The following is a 26,957-nucleotide window of genomic DNA, read 5'->3' on the forward strand; positions in this document are numbered from 1 at the left end:
ACGCAGGGGCGCCCGAGACCGGTGTGCACGGGATTCAGTCCCTGGTGGGGGCGTAGTAGTCGCCGAGCATGTCGGCGACCCACCGGGGCTGGCGGACCTCGCCCCGGGGGCCATCTCCTGGAACCAGGGCTTCACTTCGATGACCGGGGTGCCGTCCACGGCATCGAGATCCTCGACATGGAGATCCAGGCCGTCCACCCCGACCAGACGGCAGCGGGAGACGCCGAGCCAGTTGAGGCGGCGCATGTTGCGGTGGCCGACGAAGCCGACTTCGGGCCAGTCGGGGTTGTCCCGGGGACGGCGGGCGCCGAGGGGGAGATCGGCGGGGTCGGTCAGATGAAAGCGAAAGACCACGTCGAGGTGGGAGAACTCTTCCAGTCCCTTCGTAACCTCCACGGGAAAGCGGCTGTCCAGACGGATGATTGCGCGGGTGCCGCCCCAGTAGTCGTCGGTCGGCTCGGTGCGGCCTCCGACGACGCGCCCCAAAGCCTCGACCACCATGCAACGCATCACCACTGCCGTGCGGTTCGCCGCTTCAACTTGTCTCCGCCCCGCAACCGCGCCGCAGGCCGTCCGAGCCGTCGAGGCCGTCCGCCGAGCCGGATGGCGCTTTCCGGGGCGTACGGCCTGTCTGGAGGAATCCGCCGCCACCGTCCTCCTCCTCGCTGCCCGACGGCTCGCCGTCACTTGGTGTCACGGTGTCGCCGCCGACCCGGTGCGTCTGCACGCCTGGGTACAGACTTGGGACGGGACCACAGTCGCGGAACCCGACTCGACGCGGTCGTACACACCCGTCATCACGATCGGAGACCCTCATCACCAGCTCTGACCCGATCCTCTGGCTCAGCACCGACACCTGCGCCCTCGGCCCCTACCGACCTGACCTCGTCGAGACGTACTGGCGGTGGGAGCAGGACCCCTCGCTTCTGGTCGGCTACGGGCGACAGGGACCGGAATCACTGGAGGCGCGGACCGAGGGCATGGCCCACCAGTTGCGCGGCGAGAACATCCGGTTCACGGTGTACGGCCTGGCGGGCGGCAGTCCGGTGCCGGCCGGGGTGAGCACGCTGCTCCCGGACCACGGCGTACGGACGGCCGAGTTCGTGATCATGCTCGCCTCCGAGGCGCGTGGGCGCGGACTGGGGAGCGAGGCCACCCGGCTCACGCTCGACTACGCCTTCCACGTGACGAATCTGCGCATGGTGTGGCTCAAGGTCCTCGCCCCCAACGTCGCGGGAGTCAACGCCTACGGAAGGGCGGGGTTCCGGGAGGCTGGGACGTTGCGCCAGTCCGGGTACTCGGGCAGGTCTGCGACGAGATCATCATGGACGCGGTCGCCTCGGAGTTCAGCGGTCCGTCCGCCGTACGGAAGCTGTTCGCGCCGTAGCGGGGCCCTGTCCGTATACAGCCGACGGGGAGGCCGTGTGCCGAGCCCGCCCGGGCACGAAAAAACCTCTGCCCCGCGAATGACTTCGCAGGGCAGAGGCTCACATGGGAATTGTGGAGATGGCGGGAATCGAACCCGCGTCCAACGGTGCAGAATCAGGGCTTCTCCGTGTGCAGTTCGCTGCGCTTTTCTCAGCCCCGGAGATCACGCGAACAAGTCTCCGACGGGCTCAGCCACTGTTTGATTTCCTTCTAGGCCCCGTGACCGGGTCTAGAAGTTTAGATCCCTAGATGATGCCAGGATCCGGGTCGGGATCACCCCCGGGCTGACACTTCGCAAGTCGCTACTTAGGCAGCGAGGGCGAAGGAATCGCGCTTGGTGTTGGCGATTATTGGTTGCGACATATGGTTTACGAGATCATTGCCGCTTCCTCGACACGCTTCCCCTGCTTCGACATCCGCTGTCGAAACCGATCATCCCCATGTTTTGTTTTCAATGCGTGCACCTGCTGTGAGGTGCAGTGCCATCGTACGTGACCAACGCGGGACGATGCCAGCCTATTCCTGCCGACGCCCGGCGGAGCCGGGTGCTACGCGCTCCGCTGGCGCCTGCGCGCCGCGGAGATCGCGCGGTTGGTCTCCCTCGTGTCCTGCTTCTCGCGGAGGGTCTGGCGCTTGTCGTACTCCTTCTTGCCCTTGGCGAGCGCGATCTCGACCTTGACCCGGCCGCCCTTGAAGTACAGCGCGAGGGGCACGATCGTGTGGCCGGTCTCGCCCGACTTCGACTCCAGCTTGTCGATCTCGGCGCGGTGCATCAGCAGCTTGCGCTTCCGCTTCGCCGAGTGGTTGGTCCAGGTCCCCTGCACGTACTCGGGGACGTGGATGTTGTGCAGCCATGCCTCGCCGCGGTCGATCTGGACGAAGCCGTCCACCAAGGAGGCCCGGCCCAGCCGCAGCGACTTGACCTCGGTGCCCATGAGTACGAGGCCGCACTCGTAGGTGTCGAGGATGTGGTAGTCGTGGCGCGCCTTCTTGTTCTGCGCGATGAGCTTGCGCCCCGTGTCCTTTTCCTTAGCCATAGTGCGGCCATTTTCGCACTACGACCCACCCCCGAGGCCACTCAATACTGTCTCGGCCCGCTGCTCGGCCCCGGAGCCGACCGCGAGGTCCGGGGTGATGCCGCGTTCGTCGACGCTGCGCCCCGCCGGGGTGCGGTAGTGGCCGACGGTCAGCTCGGCCACCGAGCCGCCCGGGAGCTTGCTCGGCATCTGGACGGAGCCCTTGCCGAAGGTCCGTGAACCGACGGTGACGGCGCGGCCCCGGTCCTGGAGTGCGCCGGTGAGGAGCTCGGCGGCGCTCATGGTGCCGCCGTCGACCAGGACGACGAGGGGGCGGTCCGTGTCGCCGCCCGGCTCGGCGTACAGGGCGCGCTGCTCGCCGTGCACGTCGTACGTGGCGACCAGGCCGCCGTCCAGGAAGGCGGAGGCTGCGGTGACGGCCTCGGTGACCAGTCCGCCGGAGTTGCCACGGAGGTCGAGCAGCACTCCGGCGTCCGACGGGGCGCCCCGGACCGCGTCCCGGACCTTGGCGCCGGAGCCCCTGGTGAACGAGTCGACCTCGATCATGACGGCCGGGGAGGAGGAAGAGGGAGAGGAGGAGGCGGAGCCGGGCGGTCCCAGCCGTCGCACGGTCACGGCCTCGGTGGTGAGTCTGGCCCGGTGCAGCGTCTCGGTCCGCCGGCGGTCGCCGCGCTCGGTGCCCAGGACGACGGTGGAGCCCTCGGCGGCCTCCGTACGGTCTCCGCGCAGCAGGGCGACGACCTCGGCGACGGGGCGCTTGTCGACCCGGTGGCCGTCGATCGTACGGAGCAGGTCGCCGGGCTCGATGCCGGCCCGGTCCGCGGGGCTGCCGGGCTGCACCCGGGCCACCTCGACCTGCCCGTCGGCGGAGCGCGTCGCGGAGATCCCGACGCCGGTGTACGAGCCGTCCAGGGCCTGCTCGAACTCCTCGTACTGCCGCTCGTCGTACACCGCGCCCCAGCGGTCGCCGCTGCGGCTGACGACCGCCTCGGCCGCCTCCTTGCCGGACTTGCCGTCGGCCACGGCCCGGGCGGCGGCGTCGGCCACCTCGTCGCGGTCGACGGTGGAGGCCACGGAACGGCTCGCGAAGGACTCGGACTTCGCGCTGCCGCGCGGCAGCGAGCCGGTGACCGCCCCGGTGGCCAGCACACCGGCGAAAACCAATGTCAGAGCCGCCCCGCGGCGCACGCCGCGGGGCCCGAAACACTGCGTGGGGCCCGACATGGCGCCGAGTCTAGGACAACGCCCCCTGGGCGCACGGCCGGTTGGCCGCGCGCCCAGGGGGCGCTTGTCACACCTTGAGGTACTTGCGGAGCGCGAAGAGCGCGGCAACGGCGGGCATCAGCAGGCCGATCGCCAGGACCAGGGGCAGCTTGGTGAAGACCGCGTCCCAGCCGATGAAGTCGATCAGATTCAGCTTGCTCTGGAGCGCCAGGCCGCCGTCGATCAGGAAGTACCGGCCCGCCAGCAGCATCACGCAGGCCAGGACACCACCGATGAGCCCGGCGAACGCGGCCTCCATGATGAACGGCATCTGGATGTAGAAGCCGGAGGCCCCGACCAGCCGCATGATGCCGGTCTCCCGCCGTCGGCTGAACGCGGACACCCGGACGGTGTTCACGATCAGCATCAGCGCGATCACCAGCATCAGCGCCATCACGAAGAGGGCGGCCACATTCATGCCGTTCATCAGCTGGAAGAGGTTGTCCAGGATGCTTCTCTGGTCCTGGACGGACTGCACCCCGTCACGGCCGGCGAAGGCCGTGGCGACGACCTTGTACTTCGTCGGGTCGTGGAGCTTGACCCGGAACGACTCCTGCATCTGGTCCGGCGTGATGTTGCTCGCCATGGGCGAATCGCCGAACTGGTCCTGGTAGTGCTCGAACGCCTCGTCGGCCGTCTCGTGCGTGACCGTGTCGACGACGTCCAGATTGTTGAGGTCGCGCTCGATCTGCTCCCGCTGCTCCTTGGTGACAGCACCCTTGGCGCACTTGGGCGTCGAGGTCACATCACTCTTGCTGCACAGGAAGATCGAGACGTTGACCTTGTCGTACCAGTAGTCCTTCATCGTGCTGACCTGCTCGCGCATGAGCAGCGCGCCGCCGAACAGGGCGAGCGAGAGGGCGACGGAGACGACGACGGCGAAGGTCATCGTGAGGTTGCGACGGAGGCCGACGCCGATCTCCGACAGGACGAACTGGGCGCGCATGGCGTCCTTTCAGTGCTCGATGCTCAGTGCTGGTAGCCGTAGACGCCGCGGGCCTGGTCGCGTACGAGACGGCCCTGCTCCAGCTCGATCACGCGCTTGCGCATCTGGTCGACGATGTTCTGGTCGTGGGTCGCCATGATCACGGTGGTGCCGGTCCGGTTGATCCGGTCCAGCAGCTTCATGATGCCGACGGAGGTCTGCGGGTCGAGGTTGCCGGTCGGCTCGTCCGCGATCAGCAGCATGGGGCGGTTCACGAACGCCCGCGCGATCGCCACGCGCTGCTGCTCACCACCGGAGAGCTCACCGGGCCTCCGGTCCTCCTTGCCGCCGAGGCCGACCAGGTCGAGAACCTGGGGCACCGCCTTGCGGATCTCACCGCGCGGCTTTCCGATGACCTCCTGGGCGAACGCCACGTTCTCCGCAACGGTCTTGTTGGGCAGGAGCCTGAAGTCCTGGAACACGGTGCCCAGCTGGCGGCGCATGTGCGGCACCTTCCAGTTGGACAGGCGCGCGAGGTCCTTGCCCAGGACGTGGACCATGCCCTGGCTGGCGCGCTCCTCACGGAGGATGAGTCGCATGAAGGTGGACTTGCCGGAGCCGGATGAGCCCACCAGGAAGACGAACTCGCCCTTCTCGATATCGAGAGACACATCCCGTAGAGCGGGACGGCTCTGCTTCGGGTAGGTCTTGGAGACGTTGTCGAATCGGATCACGGATGCACCACGGTCGGCCGGGAGTAGGTGTGCGTGACCATACGCGACCCGGGCTGAGGCGTGCAGGCGCGCGTCCGGGGATGGGCGTTTTATGGCGGAACGGTACCGACCGTGAGCGGGTCGGAAGCACGACGGATCGGGCGATGTCCGGCGGGCCGCGCCGAAATCCGCGCGAGCTGGCACAGTGGTAGGGGGAACGGTTGCGTTTCCGTGAGCGTTGTGCGGAGAGAAGGCGTCGTATGCGGCTCCGCCGCGCGGGAGGAGGAAAGCGCATGACCTATGACCGACTGGTGTGCGCGAACTGCGCGGCGCCCGTCAACGAGGGCCGCTGCCCCGTGTGCCGGGCGAGCCGTGCGCGGCTGCAGCAGGAACAGGAGCAGGGAATGTTCGCCGGGCTGAACCCGGTGATGCTGGTGGCCCTGCTGGTGGTGCTGCTGGGCGCGCTGGCGCTGCTGGCGCACCAGAGCGTGTAGCCGCGCTCCACCCGGTCGCCCACAGGCGTCGGGACGTGTACGTGGAGGGGCCCGGGATGCCGATCGGCGTCCCGGGCCCCTCTGTGTCTCTCTGTTACCGCAGGTGACCCTCAGGCGACCGTACGGCTACCGCAGGTGACCCTCAGGCGACCGTACGGCCGTTCATCAGGCGCGGCATGACCCGGAAGCCGATGCCTCCGGCGATCATCGTCGCGGCGCCGACCAGCAGGAACGTGGTCTCGGCGGCACCGGTCTCGGCGAGCTCGTCCTTGCCCTTGCCCTGCTCGACCGGCTGGTTGCCGGCGGAGTCGGGAGTGGTGTTGTCCGCGCAGTTCGCGCCGTCGAGGTCTACGGTGCAGGCGTCGTCGCCGCCGGTGGCGGAGCCGGTGGTGCCGCCGTTACCGGTGGTGCCGCCGTTGTCCGTGCCGCCGTTGCCGGAGGTGCCGGAGGAACCGTTGCCCCCGTTGCCGTTGCCACCGTTGTTGCCGTTGCCGCCGGACTGGTGGCCACCGTTGCCGTTGCCGCCGGCCTGGTTGCCACCGTTGCCGTTGCCACCGTTGCCGTTGCCGCCGTTGTTGCCGTTGCCGCCGTTGTCGCTGCCGGCGTCCGTGCCCGCGTCGGTCCCGGCGTCCGTACCCGCATCGGTACCGGCGTCCGTACCCGCATCGGTACCGGCGTCCGTACCCGCGTCCGTACCGGCGTCGGTCCCGGCGTCCGTACCCGCATCGGTACCGGCGTCGGTCCCGGCGTCCGTGCCCGCGTCGGTCCCGGCGTCTGTACCGGCGTCCGTACCCGCATCGGTACCGGCATCCGTGCCCGCGTCCGTACCGGCGTCCGTGCCCGCGTCGACACCGCCGCCCACGTCACCGCCGCCGGACTCGCCCGCAGGAGAGTTGATGTCGGCGTCGATGCCCAGGCCGCCCTCGTCGGCCTCCGCCTTCGCGGAGATACCACCGAGGTCGACACCGATGCCGACGGCCGAAGCCGCACCGGCGGCAGTGAGCGAGGCGCCCGCGGCGATGACCGCACCCGCGGCGATCCGCGCGACGCGCAGTCGCGTCTTCTTCGTCATGTGCTGCTACCCCCAGTAGCTGTTCTCGTCAGTGGAGCAGCCATATGCGGGCCCCGGCTCTGCGGGGTTCGCTCCGAACAGCGCCACATGGAGCCGTGGTCATGCCGCCCGCCCCCGTTCACACCCGTCCCAGACATACGCATGCTGCCCTAGCACCCTGTCCACAGTTAAGGACTACGTCAAGGCCGTTCCGTGCAATATGCACTGGTTTGCTCCCAGTTGGCCTTCATTCGGAGTCACGACTGTGACGCACTCACCACGGCACCCACGCAACGCGGAACCCCGAATCCCCTTCGGGAACGGCCGCGTTCGGCCGACGAAAACGGCGGTGCCGGAAACCCCGTAAGGCTTCCGACACCGCCGTGAACGCTTGATGCCCCTACTTCTCCCGCTGCTTGCGCCAGCGGATGCCCGCCTCCAGGAAGCCGTCGATCTCGCCGTTGAAGACCGCTTCCGGGTTACCCATCTCGAACTCCGTACGCAGGTCCTTGACCATCTGGTACGGGTGCAGGACGTACGACCGCATCTGGTTGCCCCAGGAGTTGCCGCCGTCGCCCTTGAGGGCGTCCATCTTGGCCTGCTCCTCCTGGCGTCGGCGTTCGAGGAGCTTCGCCTGGAGGACGTTCATCGCGGATGCCTTGTTCTGGATCTGCGAGCGCTCGTTCTGGCAGGAGACGACGATGCCGGTCGGGAGGTGGGTCAGGCGGACCGCGGAGTCCGTGGTGTTGACGCCCTGGCCGCCGGGGCCCGACGAGCGGTACACGTCCACGCGCAGCTCGGACTCGTCGATCTCGATGTGGTCGGTCTGCTCGACCACCGGCAGCACCTCGACGCCCGCGAAGGACGTCTGGCGGCGGCCCTGGTTGTCGAAGGGCGAGATCCGGACGAGCCGGTGGGTGCCCTGCTCGACGGAGAGCGTGCCGTAGGCGTACGGCACCTGCACGGCGAAGGTGGTCGACTTGATGCCGGCCTCCTCCGCGTACGACGTCTCGTAGACCTCGGTCTTGTAGCCGTGCCGCTCGGCCCAGCGGATGTACATGCGCTGGAGCTTCTCGGCGAAGTCGGCCGCGTCCACGCCACCGGCCTCGGCGCGGATGTTGACCAGGGCCTCGCGGGAGTCGTACTCGCCGGAGAGGAGCGTACGGACCTCCATCTCCTCAAGCGCCTTGCGGACCGAATCCAGCTCGGACTCGGCCTCGGCCAGGGCATCGGCGTCGCCCTCGTCCTGGGCGAGCTCGAAGAGGACTTCGAGATCGTCGATCCGGCCGCGGAGGGCCTCGGTCTTGCGGACCTCGGCCTGGAGGTGCGAAAGCTTGCTGGTGATCTTCTGCGCCGCCTCGGGGTCGTCCCAGAGGGAAGGCGCGGCCGCCTGCTCCTCGAGCGCGGCGATGTCCGCCCTCAGCGCATCCAGGTCCAGGACGGCCTCGATCGACCCCATGGTCGAGGAGAGGGACTTCAGCTCTTCGGAAATATCGACGACTGCCACGGGTCCAGCGTAACGGCTGTCGGCACGGACGTTCCTCGGACCGCGTGATCAGGACCTCGCGGCCGGGTTCCGGGCGCCCTCGCGGGCCGCTCCGGGGCCGCCGGGAACGGCCCCGCGAAGCCCCCGGGTCAGGGCGTGCCCGGTGTCGAGGTCCCCGTCTCCTGCGCGGGTGCTCCCGCGTCGTCGTCGCTCAGCACCAGCCAGCCGCCCACGCCCAGCGCGGCGAGCAGCACCAGGGCCGCGGCGCCCAGGGTGAGGCGGCGCTTGCGGACGGCGGCGGACTTGTTGCGGGCGGAGCCGGGGCGGGGCGTGCCCGGGGAGCGGGGGGCCCTGGCGGTGCCGCGGGGGCCGCCGGAGAGTTCGTCGGGGGCCGGGACGCGCATGCTCGTGTGGGTGTCGCGGTTGGCGTCGGCGGACGAGCCGGGAACCAGCGGGACCGCGCCCCGGCGGCGGGGTTCCTCGGGGGCGGGGGCGTACTGCTGCTCGTCGTACGCCGGGGGTTCCGGCTCGGTGTCCGGTTCGTCCACGTCGAGCGGCGGGATGCCGGTCAGGTGCGGGAGCTGTTCGCGCAGCCGGGCCGCGAGCTCGGAGGCGCGCAGCCGGGAGGCGGGGGCCTTGGCCAGGCACTGGACCAGGAGCTGCCAGAGTTCGTCGGGGATGCCGGGGAGCGGTACGACTGTCTCCGTGACGTGCCGGCGCAGTACGGCGCCGGGGTGTCCGCCGCCGAAGGGCGTGAAGCCGGCGAGCAGTTCGTACAGCACCGTCGCGAGGGCGTAGATGTCGACGGCGGCGCGTGGCGGCAGCCCCTCGACTATCTCGGGTGCCAGGTAGTCCGGCGTGCCGATGATCTTGGTGGCCTTGGTGCGGCGGGGGGTGTCGATCAGCTTGGCCACGCCGAAGTCGGTGAGCAGCGCCGGGTGCGAGTTGCCGGGGCCGAGCGGGCCCTCCATGTCGAGCAGGATGTTCTCCGGCTTGACGTCGCGGTGGACCACACCGGCGGCGTGCGCGGCGGCCAGGCCGTCGGCGACGTCCGCGATGATCGCCACGGCGGCCTCGGGCGCGAGGCGGCGTTCGCGGTCCAGGCGGGTGCGCAGGTCGGTGCCGCGTACCAGGTCCATGACCAGCGCCAGGTCGTTGCCGTCCACCACGAGGTCGCGGACGGCGACGACGTGCGGATGATCGAGTCCGAGCAGGGCGGTGCGCTCCTGGACGAAGCGGCCCACGAGTTCCTGGTCGGACGCTAGGTCCTCGCGGAGCAGTTTGATGGCCACCGGGCCCTCTGGCCCCTCGCCGAGCCAGACCGTGCCGGCGCTGCCGCGCCCCAGGATCTGGTGTGCGGTGTACCGGCTGCCGATATTCCGTGCCAAGACTGCTCCCTCAGCGGCTGGCGATGGACCGTCGCTCATGACCCCCGGTCGACAAAGTTACGCGTCGGCCGGGGGGTTGAGTGCCCGGGATGGTGCCAACCTTCACTTCCGCGGGCGATATGCGGTGGAAACTGGCCCGCGGAAGTCGATATAGCTACAGAATTGATGGTGTTGCGGCCACTCAGGGGCCGGTGTTGCCGCTGCTGCTGTCGCTGCCGCCGCCCAGTTCCGAGATCCAGTCCGTGACGGTGGAGACGGTGTCGCTGATGGCCTGCCAGTAGCTCTTGCCCTGGCCGATCCAGTCCTGCAGCGGGGTCAGTTCCCAGATCAGCCAGCCCGCGACGAACAGCAGCACCAGGGTGAACAGGCAGCCCTTGAGGCAGCCGAGGCCGGGGATCCTCATCGGGTTGGCGCTGCGCTGCCTCGGCTCGCGGGGCTGACGCGGGGCCGGCGGCTGGGGCGCCGGCTGCTGCGGGGGCGCGTACTGCTGCCGCTGGGGCTGCTGTTGGGGCTGAGGCTGCGGCTGGTACTGCTGCTGCCGGTGCTGGGGGTACTGCTGCTGCGGCGGCTGCTGGTATTGCTGATGCTGCGGGGGCTGCTGATGCTGCTGCCTGCGCTGAGGCTGCTGTTGCTGGGGCTGCGGGCGCTGGGGGCGGCGGCGCAGCGGGTCCTGGCCCGGGTCGAGGTACTGGACCTGGGTCTGCTCGTTGCGGTCGCGGGCCGCCTGGAGCTGGGACTGCCAGGGGTGTGGACCGTCGGGCTCCGGAGGGCCGTCCGGGCGCGGCGGCACGGGCGGCATGACCGAGGTCGGGTCGGCGTGGCCACCCGGGCCGGGGGCGTGCTGCATGACGCTGGTGGCGGCGTTCGGGTCGTACGAGCCGGCGTTGCTCGGCAGCACCTGCGTCGGGTCCGCCGCGCCGGGGGTCTCCGGAACGGCGGCGGGCGCCGGGTCGGGGGCGAGCAGGGCGCCCACGCCGTCGGCCGCGGCGATCTGGGCGGAACTGGCGTGCACGCCGATGCCGGCCGCGACGGTACGCAGGCCGCGGGCCAGGTTCTCGGCGCTGGGCCGCCGGTCGGGGTCCTTGCTCAGGCAGCGCTCTATCACCGTCCACAGCGGGGCCGGGACGGTGGAGGGGCGGCGGGGCTCCTCGCTGAGGTGGCGGTGCAGCACTTCGAGGGCGGTGCCGCCGGCGAACGGCGGACGGCCGGTGACCAGCTCGTAGAGCAGGATGCCCGCGCCGTAGATGTCGACGGCGGAGGTCTGCGGGCGGCCCTCGGCGGACTCGGGCGCCACATAGGCGGGGGTGCCGACGAACTCATGGGTGCGGGTGAGCCCCGGGGAGTCGGCCAGGCGGGCGATGCCGAAGTCGGTGAGCATCGGGTGCATCTGGCCGTCGCGCTCGTCGAGCAGGACGTTGGCCGGCTTCAGGTCGCGGTGCACGACGCCGTCGGCGTGGCTGGCGGCGAGCGCGTCCGCGATCTGCGCGGTGAGCAGCGCGGCGGCCACCGGGGTGAGCGGGCCGTTCTCACGGAGGTAGCGGTGCAGGTCGGGGCCGTCGATCAGGTCCATGACGAGGGCGAGGAGGTCGCCCTCGACGACCAGGTCACGGGTGCGCACGATGTTCTCGTGGGTGAGCCGCAGCAGCACGGAGCGCTCGCGCAGGAACCGCATCACGACGTCCGCGTCGTTGGCGAGCTCCTCCTTCAGGACCTTGATCGCCACGGTCTCGCCGGGCTCGCCGGCGACGGCCGCCTCGGCGCCCGCGGTCTCCCGCTGTCGGGCACGCCAGACGGTGCCCGTGGCGCCGCGTCCGAGCGGCTCCTCCAGGAGGTACTTGCTGCCTACCGGCCGCACGTCATGCGCTCCCTGCAGATCGTGGTGCTTACGGGGTTCCCGGATCCGCCGGGAGTTCCGGCCCAACTCTAGGGCCTGTCGTCAAACTGCCGTGGTCGTCCGGAAGACCGCCGTTGCCGCCCGGAAGACCGCCGGGTGCCGTCCGGCGGCGCGCTCCCGCCCACCGCGGTCGGTACCGCCCCGAGGCGGTACCGGTCGGTTGTGGAACAAGACGCTCACATCGGGCGGATGGTTGCCGCACCTGTGTACGACCGTCCGTCCCGGACGGCTCTTCCGGAGCGGTTCCGTCACCGCGGACAGTGTTCCAAGCAGGCACTTATGGGCGCACAGCCGACGTTTCATGATCACTTAGCGGTGACCGCCGGGCGTGTTGTCAGTGGCAGGTGCGAGGATGCCTCCAGCACGGACTGTGGGGTCGGGAGCCCTGCGAGCCGTGACGAACCTGTACCGGACGACGCGTCCGTGTCGGGTGGGGGGAATCACAGGGCGTTTCCCCTGCCCGGCGCCCCGCGCAGAAGGGACCGCTGACGGCGATGCAGATCCGGCTGACCGTCCTCGCGCCGCGCAGCGGCCAGACCCCGGCGCGCGCGTGCGACGTGCTGGTCACCGCCCCGTCGGGGACGGCGCTCGCCACCGTGGCGTCCAACCTGGCCGCTGCGGTCCTGGGGCCCGACGGCTCGCTCGGCAGCGGCGCGGTGGTGCTGTTCGCCGGGCGCGAGCGGCTCGACGCGCAGCGGTGCGCCCTGGGTGAGCCACCGCTGGTGGACGGGGCGGTGCTCTCGCTCCAGGTCCCGGGCGAGGACGAGGCGGTGGACGACGCCGTTCCGGCGCGGCTGCACGTGGTCGCGGGGCCGGACGCGGGCGGGGTCCATCTGCTGCACGGCGGCAGGATCCGGATCGGCCGCTCCGCCGACGCGGACGTGCCGCTCGACGACCCCGATGTGTCCCGGCTGCACTGCGCGGTGACGGTCTCCGCCGACGGCCTGGTCTCGGTGGCGGACCTCGGCTCCACCAACGGCACCCTGCTGGACGGCGCGGAGGTCCGCGACCGCCCGGTCCGGCTGAAGCCCGGTGCGCTGCTGCGGCTCGGCGAGTCCACGCTCCGGCTGACCCCGGGCGCCCCCGAGCCCGCGCTGGCCACGGCGCCGGACGGCGAGGGCCATCTGCGGGTGTCCGGCACGACGGCCGCGGCCGGTGCCGACGGGCGCGCCCCCGAGGAGCACGGCTCCGGCCACGGGTACGCCCCGCCGCCCTCCCCCGGCCCCGGTCACGCGTACGGCGACGGGGACGGTGACGACGGGCGCCCCGGCGCGGCGCGGCCCGCACCGGGCGACGAGCCGCCCCGGCGGGGCGGGATAGGCGCCTGGGCCCGCCGGCTCGCGGGCAACAAGGGCGAGCCCGTCCACGAGGCGACACCCGACGGGGCGGGCACGGCCGAGCCGGTGTTCCCGGCCGGCCGGGCGGCGTCCCCGGGGCCCGCCGCGCAGAGCGTCTGGCCCGACCCGGCGGCCGTGCTGCTGACCGCGCTCGGCCCCGGCCCCCGGCTGTGGGAGCGCGGCGCCACCCACCCCGAGGCGCTCGTGGTGCGGCTGGGGACGACCGACCGGGCAGAGCTGCCCGCCGTGCCGGTCACGGTGGGGCTGCGGGAGGCCGGTTCGCTCGGGCTCGCCGGGCCGCGGACCAGGCTGGCCGGGCTCGCCCGTTCGACGGTGGCCCAGCTCGCCGCGCTGCACTCCCCCGCCGATCTGGAGATCGTGCTGATCAGCACGGACCGCGCCCGGAGCACGGAGGAGCGCCGCCGCGAGTGGGCCTGGCTCGGCTGGCTGCCCCATCTGCGGCCGATGCACGGTCAGGAGTGCCGGCTGCTCCTGGCGTACGACCGCGAGCAGGCCACCGCCCGTACGACGGAGCTGGTGCGCCGGCTGGACGACGGGCTGCTCGGGCCCGGCTGGGCGAGCCAGGACCGCGCCACGATCGCCGAGGCCGCGCAGCGGTACACCGGGCCGTACACCGTGGTGATCGTCGACGGCGACCCCGGCTCGGCGGCGCTGCGCGAGAACACCGCCCGGCTTGCCGCCGCTGGTGGAGCGGCGGGCGTCCATCTGATCTGTCTGGCCGAGACACCGGCCGCCACCCCCACCTCGCCGGTCGCGGCGACGTACGAGGCCGCCTGCCACGCCTCGATCGCGTTCCGCGAGTGCGGGGCGGTGGCGATGCTGAGCGGCGATGTGGCGACCGCCCTGCGGCTGCTGCGGACGGCGGACGGCCGGGCCGCGGGCCGGGGCACGGTAGCCGCGGTGGACGCGGTGTCGGCGCACTGGGCCGAGCGGTTCGGCCGGGCGCTGGCCCCGTTGCGTACGGAGGGCGCCGCCACCGCCCACGGCCGGCCGACGGCGGTGGCGGTGCCCTCCACCGCCCGGCTGCTGGACGAGCTGGGCCTGGCCCGTGCCACCCCGGCCTCCCTGATGGCCCGCTGGGCCTCCACGGCGGACGACCAGCCCGGTGCCACGGTGCGCGGTTCGGGCCGCTGGACGGGCGGACCGGCGGGCGGCGGCACGGACGGCGGCGGCGATACGGACAGCCCCGGCTCGGGCCGTACGGAGTATCCGCGCGGCGCGGGCCCCCGGGTCGCCGCCCAGCGGCCGGGCGGCGGGCCCGGCCCCGACGGCACGGGCGGATACGCCCCGGGCTCGGGCCGCACCCCGTACCCCGGCAGTGAGAACGCCACACACATCGGCACCCCGGCCCGCCCCTTCGCCCCCGACGACGCCCACGGTTCCGGCCGCACCCCGTATCCGGACTCCGGCCGCACCCCGTATCCCGGCGGCTCCGCGCCCCGGGTCGGCGGGCAGCGTTACGGCGGCGCGCCCGGGGACACCCCGAGCTCGCGGACCGTTCCCGGGACCGGGACCGGCTCCTGGGGCGGTGACGTCCAGGGGACCGGCGGTCTGCGTTCCGCCGGATCCGGGCGCGGCTCGAACCGGGTCAGCGGGCCGCGCGGCAGCGACACCCCCCGGATCGCCGCGCGAGGCGCCGAGAGCACCGCCACCGCCGGGCGCCCCGCCGCGGAGGCCACCGCGGGCGCCGAGCCGGACACCGGCACACCCGCCACCGCCACCGCCGAAGGCACCGCCCCGGTCGGGCGGCCCGTGGTGGTGCTCGGGGCCGGGCCCCGGGGCGCGGTCAGCGTGGATCTGGCGGAGGAGGGCCCGCACCTCCTCATCGAGGGACCGGCCGGCAGCGGGCGCACGGAGTTGCTGCGGGCCGTCGCCGCCTCGCTCGCCGCGGCCGCCCGGCCCGACCTGCTGGGCATCCTGCTGGTCGACGGCGCGGGCGGCGACCGCGGCGAGGGCCTCGGCCCCTGTACCGAACTCCCGCACGCGTTCATGCACCTGGTGGCCTCCGATCCGGTCCGGATGCGGGAGTTCGCGCAGGCGCTGGGCGGTGAGCTGAAGCGTCGCGCCGAGCTGCTCGGCGCGTACGACTTCGCCGAATGGCATCACCGGCACGAGGTGGCCCGGCGGATGGTCGGCCAGCGCCCGCCGGCCGGCGCGGAACAGCGCGGTGATGTGGACGCCCCGATGAGCGGGACGCTCCGGCTGCGCCCCGCCGCGCCGTCCTCGGCCCCCGGGCCCTCCCCACTGCCCCGGCTCGTCGTCCTGGTCGACGACTTCGACGCGCTGGTCGCCCCGGCGCTCGGCAGCCCCGGCCGCCCCGCCGCCGGTTCGGTGGTGCGGGCCCTGGAGACCGTGGCGCGGGAGGGCGGCCGACTCGGCGTCCACCTGGTCGCGGCGTCGGCCCGCCCGGAGCGCACGGAGGACACCGACCTGGCCCACGGGGCCCGGCTGCGGATCGTGCTGGACGCGCCGGTGGTCCAGCCGTCGCCGGAGGACCCGGCGCCCGGACGGGGCAGGCTCGGGCATCCGGACGGGCGGGTGACGCCGTTCCAGGGCGGCCGGGTGACCGGGCGCATCCCGCGTACCGCCACGCTGCGGCCCACCGTCGTGCCGCTGGAGTGGGAGCGGATGGGCGATCCGCCGACCCGCCGCCCGGTCCGCGAGCTGGGCAACGGACCGACGGACCTGGCGCTGCTGGCCAGTGCTCTGGAGTGGGCGGCGCGTTCGGTGAACGCCGAGCCGATAGCCCCGCTCGGTCCCGTCCGCAGCTGACCGGGACCGGGTCCGGACATCCACTGACATCACGTCACGAGCCCATCACGATCAAGGAGTTGACACGCGAAGCGGTATTGCGGCGCCCGATGGCCGGGCGTAGGACTGTGCGCACACAACGATGTGAGAGACGGGGAAGCAATGCGCACAACCCTTCGGATCAGCAGGGCCGCCGCGGTGTTCACCGCTGTCGGCGCACTGGCCCTCACCGGATGCAGCGACGACGGCGGCGGGAAGGACAAGTCGGACAAGGGCTCGGGGAGCAACAAACAGAGCTCGTCGGTCGACCTGCCCAAGCTGGACGGCGAGAAGCTGTCGGTCGCGGCCGTCTGGACCGGTGCCGAACAGGCCAACTTCGTCAAGGTCCTCAAGGAGTTCGAGAACCGCACGGGCGCGAAGGTCACCTTCGTCCCGGCACAGGACCCGATCGTCAACTTCCTCGGTACGAAGATCGCGGGAGGTCAGCCGCCGGACGTCGCGATGATCCCGCAGGTCGGCGCGATCCAGCAGGCCGCGCAGAAGAAGTGGGCGAAGCCGGTCGGCCCGGAGGCCAAGGCCCAGCTGGCGAAGAACTACTCGAAGGTCTGGCAGGACCTGGGCGCGGTGGACGGCACCCAGTATGGCGTGTACTTCAAGGCCGCCAACAAGTCCCTGATCTGGTACAACGCCAAGGCGTTCGAGAACGCGGGCGCGGCCGAGCCGAAGACCTGGAAGGACTTCCTGAAGACCGCCGAGACGGTCTCCGCCTCGGGTGTCACCCCGGTCTCGGTCGGTGGCGCGGACGGCTGGACCCTCACCGACTGGTTCGAGAACATCTACCTCTCCCAGGCCGGTCCGGAGAAGTACGACCAGCTGGCCCAGCACAAGATCAAGTGGACGGACCCGTCCGTCAAGGCGGCGCTGACCACGCTCGCCGAGCTGTTCGGCAAGCCGTCGCTGATCGCGGGCGGCGCCGACGGCGCGCTGCAGACGGAGTTCCCGGCCTCGGTCACCCAGACCTTCACCGGCGGTGACCAGCCCAAGGCCGCGATGGTCTTCGAGGGTGACTTCGTGGGCGTCAACATCGCGCAGACGAAGGCGAAGATCGGGACCGACGCCAAGGTGTTCCCGTTCCCGGCGGTCGGCGCCGAGTCCCCCGTCGTGACCGGTGGCGACGCCGCGGTGGCGCTGAAGGACGGCAAGGGCGCCCAGGCGCTGCTGACCTGGCTGGCCTCGACCGATGCCGCGCAGATCATGGCCGAGCAGGGCGGGTTCATCTCGCCGAACAAGGGCCTGGACGCCGCCTCGTACCCCAACGAGGTGCAGCGCACGATGGCGAAGGCGCTGGTCGCGGCCGGTGACTCCGTCCGGTTCGACATGTCCGACCAGGCGCCGCAGTCGTTCGGCGGGACGCCCGGCAAGGGCGAGTGGAAGACCCTCCAGGACTTCCTGAAGAACCCGAAGGACATCGCGGGGACTCAAGCGAAGCTCGAGTCCGACGCGGCCAAGGCGTACAAGAGCTGACGGGATGACGACAGCCGCAGCGGGGGGCGCCGACGCGGTGCCCCCCGCCGACAAGCAATCGTCCCCGGAGCCGTCGGTGCCCGCGCCCAGGAAGCCGTCCGGTCCGCCGGCCGGTGGACCGGGGCGCAGCCACAGGAGTGTGACCGGCACCCGCCGGTTCTTCGCGGCGCTCTTCCTGGCACCCGCGCTGGTGCTGCTGGGCGCACTCGTGGTCTATCCGATCATGTACTCCGTCTACCGGTCGTTCTTCGACCAGGCGGGTACGGGCTTCGCCGGACTCGACAACTACAAGGCGCTGTTCACGGACGACACCATCCGTACGGCGGTCAAGAACAACGCGATCTGGGTGGTGCTCGCGCCCACGGTCGCCACGGCCCTCGGGCTGATCTTCGCGGTGCTGACCGAGCGGATCCGCTGGGGCACGGCGTTCAAGCTGGTGGTCTTCATGCCGATGGCGATCTCCATGCTCGCAGCCGGCATCATCTTCCGGCTGGTGTACGACGCGGCCCCGGAGCGCGGGGTCGCCAACGCCGTATGGGTGGGTGTGCACGACACGTTCAACGAGTCGGCGGGCTACCCGAAGGCGCACCCGCTGCCCGTCCACCCGCTCAAGGCGGGCCCCGGCGGCTCGTTCGTCACCAAGGCGCCGGTACGGGCCGGGCAGCCGGTGCAGCTGCCGCTGGTCGGTGTGATCCCGGCGAACATGCCGAAGGACGCGAAGCCAGCGAAGGCCGCCCCGGCCGGGGACGGGAAGATCTCCGGCACCGCGTGGCTGGACTTCACCAAGGGCGGTGGCGGCCGGCCCAACGTCATCGACGCCAAGGAACTGGGGCTCAAGGGCCTTGAGGTCGAGGCGGTCAAGGACGGCAAGGTCGTCGCGTCGGCGACGGCGGCGGCGGACGGTACGTTCACGCTGCCCGCGTCTGCGGACGGTGCCGGGCTCCGGCTCCCCGCCTCGAACTTCAAGGAGCCGTACAACGGGGTCGAGTGGCTCGGCCCGACGCTCGTCACCCCCGGGATCATCGGTTCCTACGTCTGGATGTGGGCCGGGTTCGCGATGGTGCTGATCGCGGCGGGGCTCGCGGGGCTGCCCCGCGAACTCCTCGAAGCGGCCCGGGTGGACGGCGCGAACGAGTGGCAGGTGTTCCGCCGGATCACGGTGCCGATGCTCGCGCCCGTGCTCGTGGTGGTGCTGGTCACGCTGATGATCAACGTGCTGAAGGTCTTCGACCTGGTCTTCATCATCGCGCCGGGTTCCTCGCAGGACGACGCGAACGTGCTGGCGCTCCAGCTCTACCGGTCCTCGTTCGGCACGGACGCGGACCTCGGGATCGGCAGCGCCATCGCCGTACTCCTGTTGCTGCTGGTACTCCCGGTGATGTACGTCAACATCCGCCGGATCCGGAAGGAGGGGCGCCGATGACGACAGCGTCGACCACGGCCACCAGTACACCGGCCGACAGTGCTCCGGTGAAGTCCGAGCGGTCCCTCGGCGCACGGCTCGCCGCCCGCGCCGGCGGCGGTGCGATGCGGATCTTCCTTGTCCTGGTGGCCCTGTTCTGGCTGATGCCGACGATCGGTCTGCTGCTGTCCTCGCTGCGCGGCGCGGACGACATCGCGGCGACCGGCTGGTGGAAGGTGTTCACGGCCCCGTCCGAGCTCACCTTCGACAACTACTCCCGGCTGCTCGACAATCCGACGATCACCCACTCCCTCCTCAGCACGGTCATGATCACCGTTCCGGCGACCCTGCTGGTCGTCGTGATCGGCTCACTGGCCGGATACGCCTTCGCCTGGATGGAGTTCCCCGGCCGCGACTGGTGGTTCCTGGTGGTCGTGGGGCTGTTGGTGGTCCCGGTGCAGGTCGCCCTGGTCCCGGTCTCCAAGCTGTTCGGTGCGGTCGGGATCTTCGAGACGACCTTCGGCGTGATCATCTTCCACACGGCCTTCGGTCTGCCCTTCGCGATCTTCCTGCTGCGGAACTTCTTCGCGGAGATCCCGAGGGAGCTGCTGGAGGCGGCCCGGCTCGACGGGGCGGGCGAGATCCGTCTCTTCACGCGGGTCGTGATGCCGCTGGGAGGTCCGGCGATCGCCTCGCTCGGCATCTTCCAGTTCCTCTGGGTGTGGAACGACATGCTGGTGGCGCTGATCTTCGCCGACTCGGACTCGCCGCCGATCACGGTGGCCCTCCAGCAGCAGGTCAGGCAGTTCGGCAACAACATCGACGTGCTGGCGCCCGGCGCCTTCGTGTCGATGGTGATTCCGCTGGCGGTCTTCTTCGCCTTCCAGCGCCAGTTCGTCTCCGGCGTGATGGCGGGCGCGGTGAAGTAGGCGAGCGCGGCGAGGCGGTGCCGCCGTCGGACGGGCCCGAGGGCCGGTCCGACGGCGGCGCCGTCAGCGTTGCTGGCCCGCCATCACCGTGACGAGGCCGATGACCACGAGCAGCGAGCCGCCCCAGGTCCACATCGAGGTCCGTTCGTGCAGCACGGTCGCCCCGGCCAGCACGATCAGCAGATATCCGAGCGCGTTGAACGGATAGGCGATGGACAGCGGCACCTTGGCCAGGGTCGCCATCCAGGCCAGGGCCGACACCGCGAAGACCACCAGGCCCAGGACGACCCAGGGACTGGTCGCGGCGCGGATCGCGACGGATCCGCCGCCCTGCCCCGCGGCGGCGGCCGCGCCCTTCATCCCGTGCTTGAGCATGATCTGGCCGCCCGCCGAGGAGAACACGGCGAACAGCAGCAGCATCAGACTGGGGAGGGTCAAGACCTTGCTCCTGACTGCGGCGCCCGCGGATTCCGGCTCCGGGGCGGGGGTGGGACGGGGTACGGCGGCCTCAGACCCCGACCCGGTCGGCATGGACGTACTGTCGGTTGAGGATGTCCTGTACATCGACGTGCTCTCCAGCGATGATCGTCTCGGCCGCATGCGGGGTGAGCAGTGCGACGTGCTGATAGCCGAACAGCGTCGGCCGGATCCGGGTGAGCAGCTTCGACACTCCGCCCAGGACCGCGGGGAGCGGTCCGCCGCCGAGCAGCGCCCAGAACGGGGCCCCGGTCGACGCGATGTCCAGGACGTCGTAGCCCGCCTCCCGGACGGTGCGGCGCAGACTGGCCCGGGTGAAGAAGCGCAGATGCGTTTCGTCGAGGATGCCGCGCCGGTCGTAGCCGAAGACTCCGAGCGCGACCCGCAGCCGTGAGTACCAGTGGCTGAAGTTCGGTACGGAGAGCAGCACATGACCGCCCGGCCGCAGCACTTCGGCGGCCTCGGCGAGCACTCGTTCGGGCCGGGAGAGGTGCTCGATGACGTCGCCGGCGACCACGTAGTCGTAGTCGACGCCGATCTCGACGGGCAGCCCCTCCTCCAGGTTGGCGAGGTGGAAGCGGGTGCACTTCTCGCGGACGCCGGGGACCTCGACGTAGTCCACGCCGGTGACCTCGTGGCCGAGGGCTTCGAGGCGCTGGGCGAACAGTCCGCCGGAACAGCCGAGGTCGAGGACCCGGCCGGGCGGGAGGCTGCGCATCTTCTCCAGGATGACGGAGTGCGAGGAGCCGTCGCCCTCCTTGAACGCGTACTCGACGGGCTTGGGGATCCAGCCGCAGGTGCCGAATCCCTTGACGGCGAGCCGGTATTCGAGGACGTCCTTGACGACGTCCTTCGCGTACTTCATGCCGTTGACGTAGCAGATCTCGTCGCCGTAGTAGGTGGGGACGGGGATCTCCTTGATCCGCATCCCCTCGTTGAGCAGCTGGACGATGATCTGGGTGTCGAAGTCGAACGCGTCGGTGTTCCGGTGGATCGGCAGCTTCTTGAGCGCCGCGACGCTGTAGGCGCGGTATCCGGAGTGGAATTCGGTGAGCTGCGAGCCGAGGAGGGTGTTCTCCACACGGGTGAGAATGCGGTTGCCGAGCCATTTGTACATCGGCATGCCACCCTTGAGCGCGGATCCGGATTTCATCATCCGTGACCCGAAGACGGCCTCGCATTCGCCGCGTTCGATCGGTGCGACCATGTCGGGCAGGAATTCCGGGGCGTACTGTCCGTCGCCGTGCAGCAGGACGACGATGTCGAGTCCGTGTTCGGCGGCCAGCGCGTATCCGGCCTTCTGGTTCCCGCCGTATCCGAGGTTCTTGGTGTGCCGCATCACCACGGTCCGCGGCATTCCCTCCGTCTGCGACCAGCGGCAGCCCGCGGTGAAGGTCGCGTCATGGCTCGCGTCGTCGAGAATGAGAATTTCGGCGACCTTGGACCGGAAGTCCTCCGGAATGCGATCGAGGGTCCTCTCCAGCGTCGTCTCGGCGTTGTACGCGACCACCAGGATGCCGATCCTGGGGCTCGGGCTTTCCTTCACGGGGCGTTCTCCAGTTGCGCTCGGTACTCGGTGCTTGGTGTCTGGCGCTTGGCGTCTGGCGCTTGCGGGGAGGGTCGGAGGAGGGTCAGTTGACGGCGCAGTCGGTGCGCCGCTCGGCGCAGGACGCCTCGCCCGGCCGCCCCCCCGCCCGGGCGGCGGGCGGCCGGGCGGGGGGCTCCGGCCGGGCGGCGAGGATCTTGCGGACTCCGCCGACCACGCCCGCGGCGAGGACCACCCAGCCCAGCTCGGCGAGCAGCAGCACCGTTTCGCTCCAGTGCACGGCGGAGCGCCCCTGGTAGCCGAGGACCGCCGTCAGGCCGAGCAGGCAGCTGTACGCGGCGCCCTCCCAGAAGCCGACGACGAACAGTCCGGCGGCGGCCCAGGTGAGGTACTGGAGCGCGGAGGCGGTGGAGAGCAGCAGCAGCAGGCTCATCGTGACGGCGACGACGGCCGGCAGCTGCGCGGGCCGCAGCCGGGCGAGCCAGACCCCGGCCGCCACACAGGCCAGCACGAAGAGGAAGTGGCCGTCGCCCTCGATATAGGTGATGAAGGACTCGGGCAGGCCGAACAGGTCGGCGAACCGGACGAGCCCCCAGAGGCGGTAGCCGCCGCCCGCGTACTCCAGGACGTTCTCCTTGAGGTTCTGCGGAACGGTCAGCAGGACCGGCCCCCAGACGAGGGCGATCAGGGCCGCGAACCCGGCCGTGAAGCGGACGAACGCCGGCCGGCCCGCGCGCAGCGCGACCAGGAACAGCGCCGGGATCACCACCACGGGGATGAACTTGACGCTGATCGACAGCGCGGCGGCCACCCCGGCGGCCAGCGGCGCCTTGCGGTCCACGAGGAAATGGGCGGCGGCCAGGGCGAACGTGATCGCGACCGCGTCGGTGTTGCCGTGATATCCGGAGGTGGCGATCAGTACGGGGCTGGCGGCCACGCCCACGCCGCAGGCGACGGCGGCGCCGAGCGAACCGCGGCGGCGCGCGATCTCGAAGACGACGATCGCGCAGAAGAAGTCGGCGATCGAGGCGGGCGATCTGATCAACGCACCGAAGGGGATGCCGAGTTCGGAGAGTTCATTCAGTCCGAGAAGCATCCAGCCGGCCAATGGCGGATGGTTGTAGACGGGCAGTCCCGGCAGCGGCTGTTCGTAAATCCGAATGGGCCCGTAACGCACGATCGCCTTTGCGAAACCGTGAAAGATTCGCACATCGGCCGGGCCCGGCGCATTCGCCGCGATCAGCATTCGGGTGATAAGACCCGCGGCGGCGGCGACGATCACCACCGCCCTTGCGCGTGACACGTTCCAGGTTTCGCATCGCATTCGGATACCCATGAAAACAGAACGTAGCAACCCGAGGACGCTGAGCAACGCACCGATGGCCACACTTAGATGGTCCATTACTCGAATATGTCGCGCAGCCGCGCAAACATTCGTAACCCCGAATCACTCGGACGGTTCAGGGAGTACGCGGCGGCGGAAGGGAATTGCCCGGCCGGAAGCGGCACGGCCGGGCGGTGCGGATTACAGCATTCGGTCGACCACGCCGGCCGCCGCGTGCCCGTCGTCCAGGTCGCAGAAGTCCCGGCGGAACGCCTCGTACGCCTGCGCGTGTCCTGCGGTGGCCCGCTCCGGATCGCGCAGCGCCTCCACTAGGGCGGCGGAACCGGGGATCAGCGGGCCGGGGGCGCGGGCCTCGAAGTCGAAGCAGAAGCCGCGCAGGGTGTCGCGGTAGTGCGCGAGGTCGTAGGTGTGGAAGAGCATCGGCCGGCCGGTCCGGGCGAAGTCGAACATCAGCGAGGAGTAGTCGGTGACCAGGGCGTCGCTGATCAGCATCAGCTCGCCGACGTCGCCGTAGCGCGAGACGTCCCGGACGAAGCCGCTGCCGCTGTCCGGGAGGCGGTCGGTCACCAGGTGGTGGCGGCGCACCAGCAGCACGGTGTCGTCGCCGAGTTCACGTTCGGCGGCGGCCAGGTCGAGCCGGAGGCCGAGGGCGTACCGGCCGCCGCCGCGTGGCTGGTTCTCCCGCAGGGTCGGCGCGTACAGCACGACCCGCTTGCCCTCGGGGAGGGCGAGCCGTTCGCGTACCGCGGCGGCGACCTTGGTCCGGTCCGGGGCGTGGAACAGGTCGTTGCGGGGGTAGCCGCACTCCAGGATCTCGCCCGGGTAGCCGAAGGAGCGCCTCAGGACGGGGGTGGAGAAGCTGTTCGGCGAGACCAGGAAGCTCCACTGGCGGGCGCGCTGCTCGATGGTGGCGAGGCAGGCGGCGTCGGCGTGGGCGGTGCCCGCCAGGTCGAGGCCGATGCGCTTGAGGGGGGTGCCGTGCCAGGTCTGGACGACGCACTGGCCCTCGCGCCGCTCGAACCACTGGGGCAGCTGGGTGTTGGTGACGACGTACCGGCTGCGGGCCAGCGCCTCGTGCCAGGCGGCGGAGCCGTGCTCGACGGCCGTGGCGCCGGCCGGGATGCGGGCCTGCTGGTCGCTCACCACCCACAGGTGCTCCAGCTCGGCGCCGCGCCGGGCGATCTCCTCGTGGACGGCGCGCGGCGAGTCGGAGTACTGCCGGCCGTCGAAGCTGCTGTACAGCACGGTGTCGCGCAGTGGTGCGGTGCGCCGGGCCCGGTAGCCCTCGCGCAGCAGCCGCCTGCCGCGCGGGCCGCGTTCCGCCGCGGGGAGCACCGGGGCGCTGTTGATCAGCAACTGGTCGTGGAAGCGCCGTTCGACGGTGTACGTCCGGCCGCCGAGGGTGCGGGCGGCGGGCAGGGTGCGGTGGGCGGCGGCCGGAATGCGCAGCGCGGCGTCGTCCGCCTCGTCCCGGGCCCCCCGCTCGCGGAGGGAGAGGTACCAGTCCCCCTGGCCCAGCGGCAGTTTCCCGCCGGGGCCCTCGACGGCGTCCGGCCGGAGCGCGGCCCGGAACCGCCGGGCGCCCGCCGCCCCGGAGAGGACGAGCGGCAGGACCACCTCCTCGCCGTGCCCGCGGTGTCCGGCGACCAGGTCGACGGGCCGTTCCGGGGGGCCGGGGAAGGTGCCCTCCAGGAGGAGCTGTCCGTCCTCGGTCCAGGTCGCCAGGTCGACGGCGGGCTGCACGGCGCGGTCGCTGATCAGCAGATCGCCGCGGGAGCCGGTGGTGATTCCGAGTTCGCGCCGCTCCTCGCCGCTCCCGGCCAGCGGGTAGCGGCCGGGCAGTACCGGCCCCGGCACGTCGACCGGTGTGCGGCGGCCGTCCGGTCCGACGAGGTGCAGGCTGTACGGGACCTGGGCGCGCCCCGCTCCCTCGGCGGCGCCCGGCCGGGCGTCGGTGAAGGCGCCGAGCGGGACGTCCGCGGTGAACCGCCGCCAGCCCGCCGCCGAGGGCACGGCCCCCTCGTGCACCGTCACCGGGCGGTCGAAGGTGGTGCCGGAGGGGCGGTGGGTGAGCGTGAGGCGCAGCGGCCCGTTGCCGAGCCGGTCGCGGATCATCCCGTCGATGACCACGGTGGCGGTTCCGTCGCCCGTGTCGCCCGCGCGGTGCGTCTCGAAGCGGGCGTCGATCCGTTCGGCGTGCAGCACCAGCCGGCCGCCCTCGAAGGCGGGCACGATCCGGTGGTCGCCGTCGGGGCGGTGCACGGGAGGCGGGGCACCCGCCTCGTCGGTGGAGAGTCCGGAGCGGCGCAGCGTGCCGTGTCCGGCGATGCCGATCTCCAGCCGCCAGCTGAGGCGTTCGGGGCCGTCGGCCGGGTCGATGCGGAGCCTGGCCGGGTCGACGACGGTCTCGAAGCCGGATCTGTCGTAGTCGTGCAGGCTCTGCCGGGACCGGGCGGTGGCCTCGGGTTCGTCGGTGGTGCGCAGCCGCAGCGGCACCACGTGCCGGCGTCCGGCCCGCAGCCAGCCGGCCCGGAACTCGGCGGCGCGCGATCCGGCGGGCAGATTGCGGATGTACGCGTACCCCTTGAGGTGCAGTCTGCCGTCCTGCCAGTGGGCGTCCCGCAGCCGGGCGGTGAGCGGCAGGTCCCGCTCGCCCACGCGCAGCACCGAGCGTGGCACCGGCCGGGTGAGGGCCGGGTAGGAGGCGCTGCGGCGGCGCACCCCCCGTACCGTGAAGGCGCCCGGCTCGTCCTTGTCGAGGGCGAGCAGGTCCAGCAGTTCACCGGTCCGGCGTTCGCGCACGAGGTGCCACATCAGCCGCAGCCGCAGCGGCAGCGCGTCGAGCACGGCCGGATCGACCTGGTCGGTGAACTCGTTGGCGTACGTGACGAAGGCGCGCCGGTACTCCTCGTCGCCGTCGGGCAGCGCCTCCATGAAGCGCCAGAGGTCGTTGGCGAGCACATGCGCCTCGTACTGCCGTTTGTCGGCGGCGTCGCGGTGCTCGTCGAGGAAGGCGCAGACGCCCAGCAGGTGCGAGACCCGGTCCTGGACGCCGCGGACGATGGCGCGGCGGGTGGTGATGGAGCCCGGCCGGTCCCGCCAGTGGTAGACGGGGTCCTTCAGCACGTCGACGGAGCGGGCCAGGAAGTGGGCGGGCAGCACGACCGGGATGTCCTCGTGGAGGGTGCCGACCGGGAAGGCGAAGGCGTGCTCGTCCCAGAAGGACCGGCGGAAGACCTTGTTGCAGGCGACCCGGTCGGCGGCCAGGTCCCAGTCACGCGAGATGTGGGTGCGCAGCCGGGTGGTCGCCATGGGTTTGCGGAGGTCGGGCGACTGCTGGAGCCGGCCGCCGGTCCGCAGCCGCAGCACGTTGCCGGAGGCGATGTCTGAGCCGGTCTCGTCCAGGGCGCCGACGAGAAGTTCGTACGCGCGGGGCGGGAGCACGTCGTCGCTGTCGGCGAAGGCGAGGTGGCGGGCGCCCGGATCGCAGTTGCGGACCCCGGTGTTGCGGGCGTGCCCGAGCCCGCCGTTCTCCTGGCTCACCAGCCGGAACCTGCCGTCCTGTCCGGCGAACTCGGCGGCCAGGGCCGCGCTGTCGTCGGTGGAGCCGTCGTCGACCATCACCACTTCCAGGTCGGCCATGGTCTGCTCCGCGAGGGACTTCAGGCAGTCCGTCAGATAGAGCTCCACGTTGTGGACGGGTACGACGACACTGAGCCGTGGCGGCATGATGAGCACGTCCGTTCATCGGGGGGCCTGGTTGTCCGTACGGCTCAACCCCGTGACGGGCCGGGGGTCACCGGTCGCGGTCTCTCCCGAACGGGTGAGATCGGCCCCTCCCCGGTTGCCGGGCGGTCCGGTTCCGTCCCGCCCTGGAACGGGCGGCACACCAGGCGTTCGGCCGCGTGCCCGTCGTCGTACGGGCCGTCCCGGGATCCGTCGTCCG

General features: G+C 71.5%; 18 protein-coding genes, 1 other RNA gene and 2 pseudogenes. 7 read left to right on the forward strand and 14 right to left on the reverse strand.

Features of this window, described 5'->3' with window-relative positions; genetic code table 11:
* Positions 1 to 174: 174 nt before the first annotated feature.
* Positions 175 to 510 (reverse strand): annotated as a pseudogene (locus ABZ622_RS18130) (TrmO family methyltransferase); the annotation flags it as partial.
* Between ABZ622_RS18130 and ABZ622_RS18135 the strand changes: the two are divergent.
* Both ABZ622_RS18135 and ABZ622_RS18140 read left to right on the forward strand, forming a co-directional pair.
* Positions 500 to 829, forward strand: coding sequence for a lasso peptide biosynthesis B2 protein (locus ABZ622_RS18135; RefSeq protein WP_360544187.1), 330 nt, complete (start codon positions 500 to 502; stop codon positions 827 to 829). The pseudogene ABZ622_RS18130 and the gene ABZ622_RS18135 sit on opposite strands and share 11 nt — an antisense overlap.
* Before the next feature lie 97 nt (positions 830 to 926).
* Positions 927 to 1,208 (forward strand): annotated as a pseudogene (locus ABZ622_RS18140) (GNAT family N-acetyltransferase); the annotation flags it as partial.
* A gap of 290 nt (positions 1,209 to 1,498) precedes the next feature.
* On the opposite strand, the gene ssrA reads toward ABZ622_RS18140, so the two are convergent.
* From ssrA to ftsE, 5 genes are all read right to left on the reverse strand, one after another.
* Positions 1,499 to 1,868, reverse strand: a transfer-messenger RNA (tmRNA) gene (ssrA, locus tag ABZ622_RS18145).
* Between the two features lie 108 nt (positions 1,869 to 1,976).
* The gene (gene smpB, locus ABZ622_RS18150; protein ID WP_360544189.1) at positions 1,977 to 2,465 is read right to left on the reverse strand and encodes an SsrA-binding protein SmpB; all 489 of its coding nucleotides are present in this window, start codon (positions 2,463 to 2,465) and stop codon (positions 1,977 to 1,979) included.
* An 18-nt stretch (positions 2,466 to 2,483) separates the two neighbouring features.
* Positions 2,484 to 3,689, reverse strand: a complete 1,206-nt coding sequence (locus ABZ622_RS18155) for a S41 family peptidase (protein WP_360544191.1) — start codon at positions 3,687 to 3,689, stop codon at positions 2,484 to 2,486.
* Positions 3,690 to 3,756: 67 nt separating this feature from the next.
* Positions 3,757 to 4,674 (reverse strand): permease-like cell division protein FtsX, encoded by a 918-nt coding sequence (gene ftsX / locus ABZ622_RS18160; RefSeq protein ID WP_360544193.1) that lies wholly within the window; start codon positions 4,672 to 4,674, stop codon positions 3,757 to 3,759.
* Positions 4,675 to 4,697: 23 nt separating this feature from the next.
* Entirely contained in the window at positions 4,698 to 5,387 is a 690-nt protein-coding gene (gene ftsE, locus ABZ622_RS18165) for a cell division ATP-binding protein FtsE (RefSeq protein ID WP_266746501.1), read from the reverse strand.
* Between the two features lie 272 nt (positions 5,388 to 5,659).
* Here ftsE and ABZ622_RS18170 point away from each other — a divergent pair, with 272 nt between their 5' ends.
* The gene (locus ABZ622_RS18170; protein ID WP_124723232.1) at positions 5,660 to 5,860 is read left to right on the forward strand and encodes a hypothetical protein; all 201 of its coding nucleotides are present in this window, start codon (positions 5,660 to 5,662) and stop codon (positions 5,858 to 5,860) included.
* 142 nt (positions 5,861 to 6,002) lie between these two features.
* Here the strand turns inward: ABZ622_RS18170 and ABZ622_RS18175 are convergent, their stop codons facing one another.
* The 4 genes from ABZ622_RS18175 to ABZ622_RS18190 form a co-directional block, all read right to left on the reverse strand.
* Complete coding sequence (locus tag ABZ622_RS18175; RefSeq protein WP_360544196.1) at positions 6,003 to 6,932, reverse strand: hypothetical protein; 930 nt, start codon at positions 6,930 to 6,932, stop codon at positions 6,003 to 6,005.
* Between the two features lie 379 nt (positions 6,933 to 7,311).
* Complete coding sequence (prfB, locus tag ABZ622_RS18180) at positions 7,312 to 8,418, reverse strand: peptide chain release factor 2 (RefSeq protein WP_360544198.1); 1,107 nt, start codon at positions 8,416 to 8,418, stop codon at positions 7,312 to 7,314.
* Positions 8,419 to 8,546: 128 nt separating this feature from the next.
* Entirely contained in the window at positions 8,547 to 9,785 is a 1,239-nt protein-coding gene (locus ABZ622_RS18185; RefSeq protein WP_360544200.1) for a serine/threonine-protein kinase, read from the reverse strand.
* A 181-nt stretch (positions 9,786 to 9,966) separates the two neighbouring features.
* The gene (locus tag ABZ622_RS18190; protein ID WP_360544202.1) at positions 9,967 to 11,640 is read right to left on the reverse strand and encodes a serine/threonine-protein kinase; all 1,674 of its coding nucleotides are present in this window, start codon (positions 11,638 to 11,640) and stop codon (positions 9,967 to 9,969) included.
* Between the two features lie 533 nt (positions 11,641 to 12,173).
* On the opposite strand from ABZ622_RS18190, the gene ABZ622_RS18195 reads away from it, so the two are divergent.
* From ABZ622_RS18195 to ABZ622_RS18210, 4 genes are all read left to right on the forward strand, one after another.
* The gene (locus ABZ622_RS18195) at positions 12,174 to 15,809 is read left to right on the forward strand and encodes an FHA domain-containing protein (protein WP_360544204.1); all 3,636 of its coding nucleotides are present in this window, start codon (positions 12,174 to 12,176) and stop codon (positions 15,807 to 15,809) included.
* 141 nt (positions 15,810 to 15,950) lie between these two features.
* Positions 15,951 to 17,312 (forward strand): ABC transporter substrate-binding protein, encoded by a 1,362-nt coding sequence (locus tag ABZ622_RS18200; protein WP_360544206.1) that lies wholly within the window; start codon positions 15,951 to 15,953, stop codon positions 17,310 to 17,312.
* Positions 17,313 to 17,316: 4 nt separating this feature from the next.
* A complete protein-coding gene (locus tag ABZ622_RS18205) occupies positions 17,317 to 18,735 on the forward strand; it encodes a sugar ABC transporter permease (RefSeq protein WP_360544208.1) in 1,419 nt (472 codons plus the stop codon).
* On the forward strand, positions 18,732 to 19,643 hold the full coding sequence (locus ABZ622_RS18210; protein WP_360544210.1) for a carbohydrate ABC transporter permease: 912 nt from the start codon (positions 18,732 to 18,734) through the stop codon (positions 19,641 to 19,643). Before ABZ622_RS18205 ends, ABZ622_RS18210 begins: the two co-directional genes overlap by 4 nt.
* 63 nt (positions 19,644 to 19,706) lie before the next feature.
* Here the strand turns inward: ABZ622_RS18210 and ABZ622_RS18215 are convergent, their stop codons facing one another.
* From ABZ622_RS18215 to ABZ622_RS18230, 4 genes are all read right to left on the reverse strand, one after another.
* Entirely contained in the window at positions 19,707 to 20,081 is a 375-nt protein-coding gene (locus ABZ622_RS18215; RefSeq protein ID WP_360544212.1) for a hypothetical protein, read from the reverse strand.
* 70 nt (positions 20,082 to 20,151) lie between these two features.
* Positions 20,152 to 21,666, reverse strand: a complete 1,515-nt coding sequence (locus tag ABZ622_RS18220) for a bifunctional glycosyltransferase/class I SAM-dependent methyltransferase (protein WP_360544214.1) — start codon at positions 21,664 to 21,666, stop codon at positions 20,152 to 20,154.
* Positions 21,667 to 21,751: 85 nt separating this feature from the next.
* Entirely contained in the window at positions 21,752 to 22,762 is a 1,011-nt protein-coding gene (locus ABZ622_RS18225) for a hypothetical protein (RefSeq protein ID WP_360544216.1), read from the reverse strand.
* Between the two features lie 429 nt (positions 22,763 to 23,191).
* Entirely contained in the window at positions 23,192 to 26,740 is a 3,549-nt protein-coding gene (locus ABZ622_RS18230) for a CDP-glycerol glycerophosphotransferase family protein (RefSeq protein WP_360544287.1), read from the reverse strand.
* Positions 26,741 to 26,957 lie beyond the last annotated feature (217 nt).

The organism is Streptomyces sp. NPDC007164 (genome assembly GCF_040634135.1).
Taxonomy (GTDB): domain Bacteria; phylum Actinomycetota; class Actinomycetes; order Streptomycetales; family Streptomycetaceae; genus Streptomyces; species Streptomyces sanglieri.

Excerpts from the sequence above, each read along its gene's own strand:
- ABZ622_RS18135 (WP_360544187.1), top strand. The coding sequence starts at position 500 with ATGCAACGCATCACCACTGCCGTGCGGTTCGCCGCTTCAACTTGTCTC.
- smpB (WP_360544189.1), bottom strand. The coding sequence starts at position 2,465 with ATGGCTAAGGAAAAGGACACGGGGCGCAAGCTCATCGCGCAGAACAAG.
- ABZ622_RS18155 (WP_360544191.1), bottom strand. The coding sequence starts at position 3,689 with ATGTCGGGCCCCACGCAGTGTTTCGGGCCCCGCGGCGTGCGCCGCGGG.
- ftsX (WP_360544193.1), bottom strand. The coding sequence starts at position 4,674 with ATGCGCGCCCAGTTCGTCCTGTCGGAGATCGGCGTCGGCCTCCGTCGC.
- ABZ622_RS18170 (WP_124723232.1), top strand. The coding sequence starts at position 5,660 with ATGACCTATGACCGACTGGTGTGCGCGAACTGCGCGGCGCCCGTCAAC.
- ABZ622_RS18175 (WP_360544196.1), bottom strand. The coding sequence starts at position 6,932 with ATGACGAAGAAGACGCGACTGCGCGTCGCGCGGATCGCCGCGGGTGCG.
- ABZ622_RS18195 (WP_360544204.1), top strand. The coding sequence starts at position 12,174 with ATGCAGATCCGGCTGACCGTCCTCGCGCCGCGCAGCGGCCAGACCCCG.
- ABZ622_RS18200 (WP_360544206.1), top strand. The coding sequence starts at position 15,951 with ATGCGCACAACCCTTCGGATCAGCAGGGCCGCCGCGGTGTTCACCGCT.
- ABZ622_RS18205 (WP_360544208.1), top strand. The coding sequence starts at position 17,317 with ATGACGACAGCCGCAGCGGGGGGCGCCGACGCGGTGCCCCCCGCCGAC.
- ABZ622_RS18210 (WP_360544210.1), top strand. The coding sequence starts at position 18,732 with ATGACGACAGCGTCGACCACGGCCACCAGTACACCGGCCGACAGTGCT.
- ABZ622_RS18225 (WP_360544216.1), bottom strand. The coding sequence starts at position 22,762 with ATGCTTCTCGGACTGAATGAACTCTCCGAACTCGGCATCCCCTTCGGT.
- ABZ622_RS18230 (WP_360544287.1), bottom strand. The coding sequence starts at position 26,740 with ATGCCGCCACGGCTCAGTGTCGTCGTACCCGTCCACAACGTGGAGCTC.